This is a genomic window from Bradyrhizobium sp. Ken64, from assembly GCF_055807555.1.
Genome location: NZ_JBVVPA010000017.1, coordinates 159,783 through 171,100, shown reverse-complemented (window position 1 = coordinate 171,100; position 11,318 = coordinate 159,783). Strand labels below are relative to the sequence as shown.

The following is an 11,318-nucleotide window of genomic DNA, read 5'->3' as shown; positions in this document are numbered from 1 at the left end:
CCCGTCATCGAATCATAGCAAAGCGGCTACGGCAAATGCCCGTTTAGACGAAAGATTCTCACCCTCTCAGGATGAGGAATTGGTGGCGGCGCCTGGGACTAAAACGGGCTCACCGAGAAATACCGCAACCACAGATCCGTGTAGCGGCCCTTCTCCCAGACGCGGAACATCGCCCAGTTCAGGGCCTGGCGCAGCACGTCGTTGCCCTTGCGCACGGCGATGCCGATGCCTTCGCCGAAGAAGCGGCTTTCGACGAAGGGACCGCCGGAGAACGCGCAGCAATCGCCGGAATCGGTGCCGTTGATCCAGAACGCGAGCGCGATGGCGTCGCCGAAGATGAAGTCGACCTCGCCCTTGCGAAGCGCGGCGCGCATCGCGTCGTCATTCGGATAGGGGTGCAGTTCGGCGTCGGTGAACATGGCCTTGAGATAGGCTTCATGCGCGGAGCCGGCGATGACGCCGACCTTCTTGCCTTCGAGATATTCGGGCCGGATCTCCGGCATCACCGCGTCCCTGCGCGAGGCGAAGCGCGCCGGCACGCGGTAATAGGGATCGGTGAAATCGACCCGGGCGCGGAGCTGCGGGCTCACCGCCATCGAAGCGATGATGGCGTCGCCCCGGTTGGAGGCGAGTGCATCGACCAGCGTCTCGAAGCGGCGCATCTGCACCGTGCAGGTGACCTTGATTTCCTCGCACAGCGCGCGGGCGAAATCGACGTTGAAGCCGGCCGGATTGCCGTCGGCGCCGGTATAGTTGAACGGTGGATAGTCGGTCTCGGTCAGGAAACGGATCACGGTCAGGCGCGACAGGTCCGGCCGCTCCGGCCGCCGCCGCGGGTCCCAGAATCCCGGCACGGCCTGGGGGGCGGCTTGCGGCGCGACCTGAGGTGAGGCTTGCGGCGCCGCTGGGGGCTGCTTGGCCGGAGCCTGCGCCTGCGCGCACGTCGCAGCCACGAGCAGGCAGACGCCGACGACCAGCCCGGTCAGCAAGCCACGGGCGGATTTGGACGATTTCGCCTGTTGCGATGGGGCCATCGGCTGAAAATGAACGAATTTCGTTGAGATCGGAGGGCCTTATAGCCCATCCGGCCGGGAACGCGAGCGCGGATTGCGGCCAGGGTGCGCTCCCTCCCCCGCTTGCGGGGGAGGGTCGGGGAGAGGGTCTTTGCCACAGAGGGATAATCCCCCAGAGGAGAGAACCCTCACCCGGCGCTCCGCGCCGACCTCTCCCGCAAGCGGGAGAGGCTACCGAGTACGCCGCGCGATCAGTCCGCCAAACTTACAGATACCGCTTCAACTCCACTGCGGCCTCTTCCGGCGTGCGCTTCAGGTTGAACGGCGAGACGAAGCGGCCGTCGCGATCCATCAGATAGATCAACGCGGTGTGGTCCATGGTGTAGTCGCCGTCCTTGGTCGGGACCTTCTTGGCATAGACCCGGTAGGAGGTGATCACCTTGGCGGTCTCGGCAGGATCGCCGCTGAGGCCCTCGAGGTGCGGGTCGAAGCTCGATAGATAATCCTTCATCGTCGCCGGCGTATCGCGCTCGGGATCGACCGAGATGAAGACGGCATTGACCTTATCGGCGTCCTTGCCCATCGCGCGCAGCACTTCCGAGATCTCGAACAACGAGGTCGGGCAGACATCGGGGCAATGGGTGTAGCCGAAGAAGATCAGGGTCGGCTTGCCCTTCAGGTTCTTGTCGGTAACGGCCTTGCCGTTCTGGTCGGTGAGCTGGAACGGGCCGCCGATCGCGGCCGGCTGCGCCACCTTGCTGACCCCGCCCATGGCCCAGAATACGATCAGGAGCCCGAGGACGAGGCTTGCGGCGAAGGCGGTCGCGATCACCAGCGGACGGGCGGTAGGGCTCATAAGCGGAAAACTTCCTGTCGCGGGTCAGAAGCAGGCGGCAAGACCGGTCCTGATCATTTCGAAGAAAACCTGGCTGCCGTAGTGGAACCAGAGCGCGAGCGCGCCGAGCACGACCAGGCCGCCGACGCCGGCACCGGCCAACAGCAGCACGAACGGCATCCGGCCGGCAGTGGGCGAATTGTCCGATACAGGATGGGCGGGGTGCAGTGGTTGAGCCATGACAACGATCGGGGTGAAGGCCAGAGTTCCCGAGCGTTCAAATAAGCTTTGCCCCGCCTGCGGGCAAGGCGCCGCTGGCTGGCAAACAATCCCGTCAGGCCGAGGATGTCAGTGCAGGAGCTGGCCCCGGGCGGATTCGAGCCGGTCCGCTTGCGGGAGTGGCCCGCGCGACGGCTTGTTGGCCGAGGCCTGCGCGTCGAGGTAGCAGGGCTTGTACATGGCCTGGAGCTGCCTGCCCTTCAGGAACAGCATATGCGGGGTGAGGCCGCCGCGCTGATTGATCCAGCGCTTCACCTGCGAGGGATACATCGCATAGAGCATCTGGGTCGCTTCGGTATTCGTGACGGCGCGGCCGTTGCTGCCGAAATCCCACGCGGCGTGGAAGCCCAGTGTCGCGTGCGACGTCACGCAGATACGGTCAGGCGGGATGGCGCCGAGGACGATGGTGCAGGCAGAGGCGCAGAGACCGTCGATGATGACGGTGTCGCCCGACTGTCGCAGGTCCTGGTATTTATCGACGTAGGTTCCGATCCGGCCGCCGCGGTCATCCGCGATCCGAACCACTGCCTGAGAAGCGCCCATGCTCGCGATCAGGAGAACCGCCGCAAGCAACCCCGTCAGAAACTTCATTGGCCCCCGCCCCAGTCGAATTCGAATCTGTGTGTCAGGTGGTGATGCCCTGCTAGGGTCTGTCGTAACCGCGGTTTTGTCTAGGCATGCCGGCTCGTTCAAAACAAATTCAAATCCAGTGTTGCGCCGGCGCTGCACTCGGGCGCTCTTTTTCCCGAAGTGGAACAAGTTAACGATGTCTTACGCGCCACAACTCTTGATCTCAGTTGCAACCGCCGGCTTCAATCCGGGCAACTACAGGGGGGAACCTGTGGAGGTGGAACACATGGAGGGGGGAACATATGGCCGAACAGATGGCTGAAGAGACTGACGTCATCGTTGTCGGCGCAGGACTGTCGGGCCTCGTGGCCGCAACCGAGATAGCGGACGCCGGCAAGCGCGTGATCGTGGTCGATCAGGAGGGCGAGCAGTCGCTCGGCGGCCAGGCATTCTGGTCGTTCGGCGGATTGTTCCTGGTCGATTCGCCGGAGCAGCGCCGGCTCGGCATCAAGGACTCCTTCGACCTTGCGATGCAGGACTGGCTCGGCACCGCCGGCTTCGACCGTGACGAGGATTTCTGGCCGCGGCAATGGGCCGAGGCCTATGTGGCGTTCGCGACCGGCGAGAAGCGTGCGTGGCTACGCGCGATGGGCCATCGCATTTTCCCCGTCGTCGGATGGGCCGAGCGCGGCGGCTATGACGCGATGGGCCACGGCAATTCGGTACCGCGCTTTCATGTCACCTGGGGCACCGGGCCCGGCATCGTCGAGCCGTTCGAGCGCCGCGCGCGCGAGGCCGTCAAAAACGGCCGGCTGAGCTTCAGGTTCCGCCATCGCGTCGACGCGCTCTCGATCACCAACGGCACGGTGGATGGCGTCGGCGGTGCCATTCTCGCCCCGGATAATGTCGAGCGCGGCAAGAGCTCATCGCGCAAGGTCGTCGGCGAGTTTGCGTTGAAGGCGCAAGCCGTGATCGTCGCCTCGGGCGGCATCGGCGGCAATCACGAGCTGGTGCGGCAGAACTGGCCGAAGCGGCTCGGCGCGCCGCCGAAATTCATGATCTCCGGCGTGCCCGAGCATGTCGACGGCCGCATGATCGGCATCACCGAGACATCAGGCGCGCGGCTGATCAACCGCGACCGCATGTGGCATTATGTCGAAGGCATCCAGAACTGGTCACCGATCTGGCCGCGCCACGGCATCCGGATCCTGCCCGGACCCTCCTCGATGTGGTTCGACGCCACCGGCACGCGCTTGCCGGCGCCGTTGTTTCCCGGCTCCGACACGCTCGGCCAGCTCCAATACATCATGTCCACCGGCTACGATTATTCCTGGTTCATCCTGACCCAGAGCATCATCAAGAAGGAGTTTGCGCTGTCGGGCTCGGAGCAGAACCCCGACCTCACCGGCAAAAGCTGGCGCATGACGATCAAGCGCGCCACCAACAAGGGCGCGCCGGCGCCGGTGGAGGCGTTCAAAAGCCATGGTGTCGACTTCATCGTGCGCGACAAGATCGAGGATCTCGTTGCGGCCATGAACGAGCTGGCCGGCAGCGACCTCCTCAAGCTCGAGCACATCAGGATGCAGATCGAGGCGCGCGACCGTGAGATCGCCAACCCTTACGTCAAGGACGCGCAGGTGATGAACATCCACAATGCGCGGCGTTATATCGGCGACAGGCTGATCCGCACCGCCTCCCCTCACCGCATCCTCGATCCCGCGCAAGGGCCGCTGATCGCGGTCAAGCTCAACATCCTCACCCGCAAGACGCTGGGCGGTTTCGAGACCGACCTCTCTTCGCGCGTGTTCGGCGAGGAGGGCAGCGTCATCCCCGGCCTCTACGCAGCGGGCGAAGCCGCCGGCTTCGGCGGCGGCGGCGTGCACGGCTATCGTTCGCTGGAAGGCACGTTCCTCGGCGGCTGCCTGTTCTCGGGCCGCAATGCGGGCCGGGCCGCGGCGAAGGCCGTGGGCTAGATGATGCGGCGGCGGCTGCGCATCGCGGCGTTTGTTGCGGCATTGGCCGCTGCCTCGGCTGCGTCCGCCGATACGATCGACATCGACGGCGTGAAGCGGTCCTACACTGTGCAATTGCCGGCGAAGCGGCTCGTGCCGCTCGTCGTCGTGCTGCACGGCAAGACCCAGCGCGGCGCCGACATGATGACGCGGACGGCGTGGCCGCAGGTCGCAAAGCGCGAGGGGGTTGCCGTGGTCTTTCCTGATGGCCTCAACCACGCCTGGGCCGATGCGAGGACCAAGGCAGGACCGGCGCTCCGTGGTCCGCCCGCGGGCACCGACGACGTCGCCTTCATCGCAAAGCTCGTCGAGAAGCTGGTGGCGAACGGCACCGCCGACCCTCGCCGCGTCTATGTCACCGGCATCTCCAATGGCGGCGCCATGGCGATGACGCTGGTCTGCGCCCGCGCCGATCTGTTCGCTGCGGGCGCGAGCGTGAGCATGAATCTCACCGACGAGACCGCAGTCACATGCCATCCGTCGCGGCCGCTGCCGATGCTGCTGATGAACGGCACGGCCGATCCGCTCGTCCCCTACGAGGGCGGCCGCGGATCGAGCTATTATGCCGCCGACGGGTTCTGGTCCACCGAGGAGACGCTTGCGTTCTGGCGCAAGCTCAACGGCTGCGAGAGCGATAATGCCGACACGACCGATTTGCCCGACAGGGCTCCCGCAGACCAGTCCACGGTGACACGGATCTCCTCGCGCTGTCCTGAGGGGCACGACGTCGTGCTTTATCGCATCAATCAAGGCGGTCACCGCATGCCCGGATTTTCTCCGGATGCCCGCTTCCCGAAGGTCGCCGCCAGCTTGCTCGGGACGCAGAACGGCGACATCGACGCAGCCGAGACGATCTGGACGTTCTTCGGCCAATTTCCTTGAAGTGCAACGCATGCATAGCCAGCGACGCATGCGTGCCCGGGGTGGCACAGGGCAGGCGGCTGCGCTAGACAGGGCCGCCATTCAAAGGAGACTCCCAATGAGCATTCAACGTCTTGAAACCGGCCCGCGCATGAGCCAAATCGTCGTGCACGGCAACACCGTCTATCTCGCCGGTGTCGTCGCCAACAACGCCGCCGGCGAAAGCGTGACGAAGCAGACCCAGGACATCCTGGCGACCATCGACAGCCATCTCGCCAAGGCCGGCACCGACAAGTCGAAGCTGCTCTCGGCCACGATCTACATCACCGACATGAAGACCTTTGGCGAGATGAACGCGGTGTGGGACGCCTGGGTCTCGCCCGGCAACACGCCGGCACGCGCCACCGTCGAAGCCAAGCTCGCGGCGGCACAATACACCGTCGAAATCATGGTCACAGCGGCGAAGTAACTGCGGAAAATTCACGCGCGCTGATGACCTCAGAGGTAATCGATCAGCGCGCGTGAACCTTCGATAGTCAGGTCAGCCGAACAACACGGCGCCATCGAAGGAGACGACCATGACCGACCCCATCACCATCGCCCGCCGCTATATCGATCTCTGGAACGAACGTGCAGCCGGCCGCCGGCGCGAACTGCTGAGCCAGAACTGGACGGCGGATGCGAGCTATGTCGATCCCCTGATGAAAGGCGACGGCCATGACGGCGTCGATGCGCTGATCGCAGGCGTGCAGCAGCGCTTTCCCGATTTCAAATTCAAGTTGATCGGCGAGCCCAACGGCTACGGCGACCATGTCCGTTTCAGTTGGGGCCTTGGTCCCGAGGGCATCGACAGCCCGATCAAGGGGACGGATTTCGCCGTGCTGAAGGACGGCCGCATCAGGAGCATCACGGGATTTCTGGACCAGGTCCCAGCGGGCGCGTGAGCGCGCGCTGCTCGATGCAAGGCCCTCTCCCTTGTATGGCAGGGCGATCGCATATGAAGAAGCATATGGCTGCAAGCTCGACTGCGGCCATCCTTCGAGACGCCCGCCTGCGGCGGGCCCTCAGGATGAGGGATGAGTATGCGGCAGCATTTCAAGGCAGATGGATGCAGCTGAGCCTCATCCTGAGGAGACCGCGAAGCGGTCGTCTCGAAGGAGGCGGCGCTCGCTCAGGCGCCGCTGAGACGTCATATGCGATAGCGCTGCCCTTTAAGGAGAGGGCGCAGCGGCGCTCGTCGCACAAGCGCTAGTTATTCGCGCTCGCGGAATCGTCCATCGCCTTGAAGGCTTCCTCCAGCTGCAGCGAGATCGGCACGTTCAGCCGTTCGCCGGTCGGAAGCCGTGCGGTGAACCATTTGTTGTAGAGCGGGACGAGGTCGTGGTTGGAGCCGAGCTTGCGGAAGCTGCGATCGACCACCGCCGCCAGTTGCGGCTCGCCCTTGCGGAACATGATGCCGTAGGGGTCGTAGGACAGGTAATCGCCGGTGACGCGGAACTTGTCCTGTGCCTTGTGGCGCACGATCAAGCTGGACAGCAGGATGTCGTCGGTCGCGAACGCATCGGCCTTGCCGTCGACGAGCGTCTGGTACGACTGTTCGTGATCAGCACCGACAACGATGGTCAGTCCCAACGAGGACTTCTTGTCGGCCGCCTGGATTGCCTGCTCGTTGGTGGTGCCCTTCGTCACCACGATAGTCTTGCCCTTCAGATCAGTCAGTGACTGGACGCTGGAGGCTTTGGGCACCATCAGCTTGGTGCCGGCGACGAACATCAGCGGCGAGAAGGCAACGCGCTTGCCGCGCTCGGCATTCGCCGTGGTCGAGCCGCATTCCAAATCGATCTTGTTCTGGAGCACGGCGTCGATGCGGTCATCGGAGGTGACCTTGACGTAGGCGATCTTCAGATTGGGATCGTCGACTTCGACGCCGATCTCCTCGACGATGGCCTCGCAGAGCTCGAGGCTGTAGCCGATCGGCCGGTTGGCCTGGTCGAGGAAGGAGAACGGCGGCGAGCTCTCGCGATAGCCGAGCCGCACGGTGTGCGCGGTCTTGATCGCTGACAGCGTCGGGCTAAGCCCTTCGCTGCCACCGGTCTGGGCGGAAGCACCCTTTGCCAGCAGGCACGCTGCCAGCAACAGACCGCCCGATATCGCCATTGAAAGGCGCATGATGCACTCCGATCAATGGCCGGCCATCGCAGGCACTTCGCCGGGGATCATATCCCCCGGCACGGCATCGCCCGGTCCAAGCTCATGCTCGGGCCCGAGCTCGCCTTCCCATTTGGCCACGACCGAGGTTGCGAGCGTGTTGCCGATCACGTTGGTGGCGCTGCGGCCCATGTCGAGGAAGGTGTCGATGCCCATGATCATCAACAGCCCCGCCTCGGGGATGCCGAACTGCGACAGCGTCGAGGCGATCACCACGAGGGAGGCGCGCGGCACGCCGGCAACGCCCTTCGAGGTGATCATCAGGGTCGCCAGCATCGCGAGCTGGGTGCCGAGCGGCATGTCGATGTGATAGCTCTGCGCGATGAAGACGCTCGCGAAGGTGCAGTACATCATCGTGCCGTCGAGATTGAAGGAATAGCCGAGCGGCAGCACGAAGCTCGATATCCGCGACGAGGCGCCGAACTTGTTCAACCCCTCCAGCGTTTTCGGATAGGCCGCTTCGGAGCTCGCGGTGGAGAACGCGATCATCAGCGGCTCGCGGATCAGCTTCAGCAGATGGGCGTAGCGCGGCCCGATCACGATGAAACCCACGACCACCAGGATGCCCCACAGGAGCGCGAGCGAGAGATAGAACCCGCCCATGAAGACGATGAGCTTCCAGAGCACCAGCAGGCCGTTCTTGGCAACCGTCGCGGTGATGGCGGCCCAGACGGCGAACGGCGCGAACAGCATCACATAGCCCGTCACCTTGAGCATGATGTGGCCGATGTCGTCGATCAGCGCCAGGATCGGCTTGGAGCGCTCGGGCATCGAGCCCATCGCCACCGAGAAGAACACGGCGAAGATCACGATCTGCAGGATCTCGTTTTGCGCCATCGCATCCGCGATCGAGGTCGGGATCAGATGGGTCAGGAATTTTTCGATCGAGAAGGCGGAAACCGGCAGGCCGGTCGACTGCGCCTTGTCAGGCAGCGTCCCGGGGAAATTCGCGCCGGGCTGGAGCAGATTGACCATCACGAGGCCGAGCATCAGCGAGACGAAAGAGGCGCTGATGAACCAGCCCATGGTCTTGGCGAAGATGCGGCCGAGCTTGGAGCCCGAGCCCATATGAGCAATGCCGCCGACCAAGGTCGCAAACACCAGCGGCGCGATGATCATCTTGATCAGGCGCAGGAAAATCACGGCGATCAGGTTGATGGACGAGGCCCAATCGCCCCGCGTGTCGGGCAGGAAATTGTAGATCGCCGCGCCCATGATGATGCCGAGCACCATCGCCACCAGAATGAATTGCGTAAACCTGTTCGACATTGAACACCCCCGCTACACCGACCGCTTCATGATGTCGCAGATATGACGACCGCGCAACACGCTTGGCGTGCGGTCGTCGGAGCGGATGTTCCCGTTGCGAAACGGGCGCCCGCGATCTAGCCTTCACGCAGCGCACAACGAATGCGGCTTGCACGTTTTTCTTGCGGCAGCTGCATCAATAATCGTCAAACGACCGAGGGAAACATCATGAGCGGCAGCATCAATCGTCAGATTCTTCTGGTGGAAAAGCCCAGCGGCAAGCTCGGCCCCGAGCACTTCAAGATGGTCGAAGGTGCGATGCCTGAGCCGAAGGACGGCGAGGCCTTGCTGCGCGTTCGATACATCTCGCTCGACGCCGCCAACCGGGCCTGGATGCACGGCGCGACCTATCGTTCAGCAGTCGAAGCCAACAGCGTGATGGCCGGCGGCGCCATCGCCGAGGTCATCAGCTCGAAAGCGCCGGAGCTTGCGCCGGGCGACATCGTGTTCGGCGATACCGGCTGGCAGGAGTTGGCGGTAGTGCCCGCCAAGCATCTCACCAAGATGCCGAAGCTCGAGCCGATGACGCATCTGCTCAGCGTATTCGGCATCGCCGGCCTCACCGCCTATTTCGGCCTGCTGGAGATCGGCAAGCCCAAAGAGGGCGAGACGGTCGTGGTCTCTGCGGCCGCAGGCTCGGTCGGCTCGATCGTCGGGCAGATCGCGAAGATCAAGGGATGCCGCGTTATCGGCATCGCCGGCGGCGCCGACAAGTGCAGCTGGCTGACCTCCGAGCTCGGCTTCGATGCCGCCGTCGACTACAAGGACGGCGCGGTGTTCAAGGCGTTGCGCGCGGCGGCTCCGAAGGGCATCGACGTCTATTTCGACAATGTCGGCGGCGACATTCTCGAAGCCTGCCTGCCGCAGATGAACAATTACGGCCGCATCGCCTGCTGCGGCGCGATCTCGCAATATGACGGCGCGCCCTCGGCGCACGGCCCGCGCGGCGTGCCCGGCCTGATCGTGGTGAAGCGGCTCGTCATGCAGGGCTTCATCGTGATGGACTACATGAAGGAGAGCCAGCGTGCGCTCGCCGACCTCCAGGCCTGGGTCACGTCCGGCAGGTTGAAGGTGCAGGAGGACATCATCGACGGCCTCGAGAACACGCCGAAGGCGCTGATCGGATTGCTGGCGGGCGAGAACCGCGGCAAGCGCATGGTCAAGCTCTGACGACGTAGTTAGGTCGCAATTGCAAAGCCAATATCTACTTGCGGTAGAGGTCGCGGCGGCCAATGATGCCGCGCGCGGCATCACCCGCGATGATTGTTTGCATCACATTTGAAAAATCGGCGGCGTTACAGACAGGGCAGGAATTCACTCAGATGTTCAACACGTTGAAACATGCGTCTGCACGCGGGGCGTTGCTGGCGGCGGCTCTGTTCGCAACTGCAGCAGGCGCATTCGCACAAGCACCGACCGAAGCGCAGAAGAGCGCGATCCGCTCCGCATGCCGCTCGGACTTCATGGCGCACTGTTCGAGCGTCACGCCGGGCGGTGTGGAAGCGTATCAATGTTTGCAGAAGAGCATGTCCAGCTTGTCCTCGGGATGCCAAACCGCAGTTCGCGCCGTCGAGCCTGCGGCGGCGCCGAAGACCGAAGCCGCGCCGAAGACCGAGGCTGCACCCAAGGACGCTGCACCCAAAGAGGCTGCACCCAAGGCGGAGGCCGCGCCTGCCGCGCCGAAGGCTGAATCCGCTCCCGCCGCAAAGCCGGCTGCCGCGGCCGCGCCCAAGGCCGCTGCAACCACCGCTGCAGCCAAACAGCCGAGCAGCGCCCAGGTTGCCGCCGTCAAGAGCGCGTGCCGCGCCGATTATCCCAAGGTGTGCGCCAGCGTGCCGCCGGGCGGCGCGCCTGCGCTCGAATGCCTGGAGAAGAACAAGGCAAAGGTTTCGCCGGCCTGCGAGAAAGCGGTGAGCGCCGCGGCCGGCGGCGGTGGCGCGGCAGCAACGGCGGCACCTGCGGGCGCCGCACCTCCGGCGGCGGCCGCGCCTGCCGTGATCGTGCTGCGCCCGTTGCGGCCGCGCGAAGAGCTGTTCATCGTCCAGTCCGCATGTCGCGAGGATGTCCGCACGCTGTGCGGCAGCGTGACGCCAGGTGGCGGTCGGATCATCCAATGCGTTGCCAACAATGCCGCTTCGCTGTCGCCCGCCTGCAAGGACGTGCTGGCGCCGTTCGCTGCACGCTAGAGAAGCGTGCTATCCGGTGGTCCGCTGTGCCAGGGTGCTGGTGGAC

12 protein-coding genes are annotated in these 11,318 nt (G+C 64.4%); 6 read left to right on the top strand and 6 right to left on the bottom strand.

Annotation, left to right across the window (positions count from 1 at the left end):
* Positions 1–98: 98 nt before the first annotated feature.
* From AC0L2F_RS26020 to AC0L2F_RS26005, 4 genes are all read right to left on the bottom strand, one after another.
* Positions 99–1,034, bottom strand: a complete 936-nt coding sequence (locus AC0L2F_RS26020; RefSeq protein WP_473250331.1) for a transporter substrate-binding domain-containing protein — start codon at positions 1,032–1,034, stop codon at positions 99–101.
* A gap of 244 nt (positions 1,035–1,278) precedes the next feature.
* Positions 1,279–1,869, bottom strand: a complete 591-nt coding sequence (locus AC0L2F_RS26015) for an SCO family protein (RefSeq protein ID WP_007604666.1) — start codon at positions 1,867–1,869, stop codon at positions 1,279–1,281.
* 24 nt (positions 1,870–1,893) lie between these two features.
* Positions 1,894–2,088: a hypothetical protein gene (locus AC0L2F_RS26010; RefSeq protein WP_007604665.1), complete on the bottom strand. Its 195-nt coding sequence runs from the start codon at positions 2,086–2,088 to the stop codon at positions 1,894–1,896.
* A gap of 108 nt (positions 2,089–2,196) precedes the next feature.
* Positions 2,197–2,718 carry a Clp protease/crotonase-like domain-containing protein gene (locus AC0L2F_RS26005; RefSeq protein WP_007604664.1) on the bottom strand — a complete coding sequence of 174 codons (522 nt, stop codon included), beginning with the start codon at positions 2,716–2,718 and terminating at the stop codon, positions 2,197–2,199.
* A 293-nt stretch (positions 2,719–3,011) separates the two neighbouring features.
* On the opposite strand from AC0L2F_RS26005, the gene AC0L2F_RS26000 reads away from it, so the two are divergent.
* The 4 genes from AC0L2F_RS26000 to AC0L2F_RS25985 all read left to right on the top strand — a co-directional run bounded on the left by AC0L2F_RS26000 (position 3,012) and on the right by AC0L2F_RS25985 (position 6,514).
* The gene (locus AC0L2F_RS26000) at positions 3,012–4,670 is read left to right on the top strand and encodes an FAD-binding dehydrogenase (RefSeq protein ID WP_473250342.1); all 1,659 of its coding nucleotides are present in this window, start codon (positions 3,012–3,014) and stop codon (positions 4,668–4,670) included.
* Positions 4,671–5,591 (top strand): extracellular catalytic domain type 1 short-chain-length polyhydroxyalkanoate depolymerase, encoded by a 921-nt coding sequence (locus AC0L2F_RS25995; protein ID WP_473250330.1) that lies wholly within the window; start codon positions 4,671–4,673, stop codon positions 5,589–5,591.
* Positions 5,592–5,688: 97 nt separating this feature from the next.
* Positions 5,689–6,039 (top strand): RidA family protein, encoded by a 351-nt coding sequence (locus tag AC0L2F_RS25990; protein ID WP_473250329.1) that lies wholly within the window; start codon positions 5,689–5,691, stop codon positions 6,037–6,039.
* A gap of 109 nt (positions 6,040–6,148) precedes the next feature.
* Positions 6,149–6,514 (top strand): nuclear transport factor 2 family protein, encoded by a 366-nt coding sequence (locus AC0L2F_RS25985; protein WP_063994233.1) that lies wholly within the window; start codon positions 6,149–6,151, stop codon positions 6,512–6,514.
* A gap of 304 nt (positions 6,515–6,818) precedes the next feature.
* Here the strand turns inward: AC0L2F_RS25985 and AC0L2F_RS25980 are convergent, their stop codons facing one another.
* Complete coding sequence (locus AC0L2F_RS25980; RefSeq protein ID WP_473250328.1) at positions 6,819–7,739, bottom strand: amino acid ABC transporter substrate-binding protein; 921 nt, start codon at positions 7,737–7,739, stop codon at positions 6,819–6,821.
* 12 nt (positions 7,740–7,751) lie between these two features.
* On the bottom strand, positions 7,752–9,047 hold the full coding sequence (locus tag AC0L2F_RS25975; protein ID WP_007604658.1) for a dicarboxylate/amino acid:cation symporter: 1,296 nt from the start codon (positions 9,045–9,047) through the stop codon (positions 7,752–7,754).
* 207 nt (positions 9,048–9,254) lie between these two features.
* On the opposite strand from AC0L2F_RS25975, the gene AC0L2F_RS25970 reads away from it, so the two are divergent.
* A complete protein-coding gene (locus AC0L2F_RS25970; RefSeq protein ID WP_473250327.1) occupies positions 9,255–10,256 on the top strand; it encodes an NADP-dependent oxidoreductase in 1,002 nt (333 codons plus the stop codon).
* 152 nt (positions 10,257–10,408) lie between these two features.
* Complete coding sequence (locus AC0L2F_RS25965; RefSeq protein WP_473250326.1) at positions 10,409–11,272, top strand: hypothetical protein; 864 nt, start codon at positions 10,409–10,411, stop codon at positions 11,270–11,272.
* The last annotated feature ends 46 nt before the right edge of the window (positions 11,273–11,318 follow it).

Bases quoted from the DNA above. Each gene is read 5' to 3' on its own strand.
- AC0L2F_RS25995 (WP_473250330.1), top strand. From the start codon at position 4,671: ATGATGCGGCGGCGGCTGCGCATCGCGGCGTTTGTTGCGGCATTGGCC.
- AC0L2F_RS25975 (WP_007604658.1), bottom strand. From the start codon at position 9,047: ATGTCGAACAGGTTTACGCAATTCATTCTGGTGGCGATGGTGCTCGGC.
- AC0L2F_RS26000 (WP_473250342.1), top strand. From the start codon at position 3,012: ATGGCTGAAGAGACTGACGTCATCGTTGTCGGCGCAGGACTGTCGGGC.
- AC0L2F_RS26010 (WP_007604665.1), bottom strand. From the start codon at position 2,088: ATGGCTCAACCACTGCACCCCGCCCATCCTGTATCGGACAATTCGCCC.
- AC0L2F_RS25980 (WP_473250328.1), bottom strand. From the start codon at position 7,739: ATGCGCCTTTCAATGGCGATATCGGGCGGTCTGTTGCTGGCAGCGTGC.
- AC0L2F_RS25990 (WP_473250329.1), top strand. From the start codon at position 5,689: ATGAGCATTCAACGTCTTGAAACCGGCCCGCGCATGAGCCAAATCGTC.
- AC0L2F_RS25985 (WP_063994233.1), top strand. From the start codon at position 6,149: ATGACCGACCCCATCACCATCGCCCGCCGCTATATCGATCTCTGGAAC.
- AC0L2F_RS26005 (WP_007604664.1), bottom strand. From the start codon at position 2,718: ATGAAGTTTCTGACGGGGTTGCTTGCGGCGGTTCTCCTGATCGCGAGC.
- AC0L2F_RS26015 (WP_007604666.1), bottom strand. From the start codon at position 1,869: ATGAGCCCTACCGCCCGTCCGCTGGTGATCGCGACCGCCTTCGCCGCA.
- AC0L2F_RS26020 (WP_473250331.1), bottom strand. From the start codon at position 1,034: ATGGCCCCATCGCAACAGGCGAAATCGTCCAAATCCGCCCGTGGCTTG.
- AC0L2F_RS25970 (WP_473250327.1), top strand. From the start codon at position 9,255: ATGAGCGGCAGCATCAATCGTCAGATTCTTCTGGTGGAAAAGCCCAGC.
- AC0L2F_RS25965 (WP_473250326.1), top strand. From the start codon at position 10,409: ATGTTCAACACGTTGAAACATGCGTCTGCACGCGGGGCGTTGCTGGCG.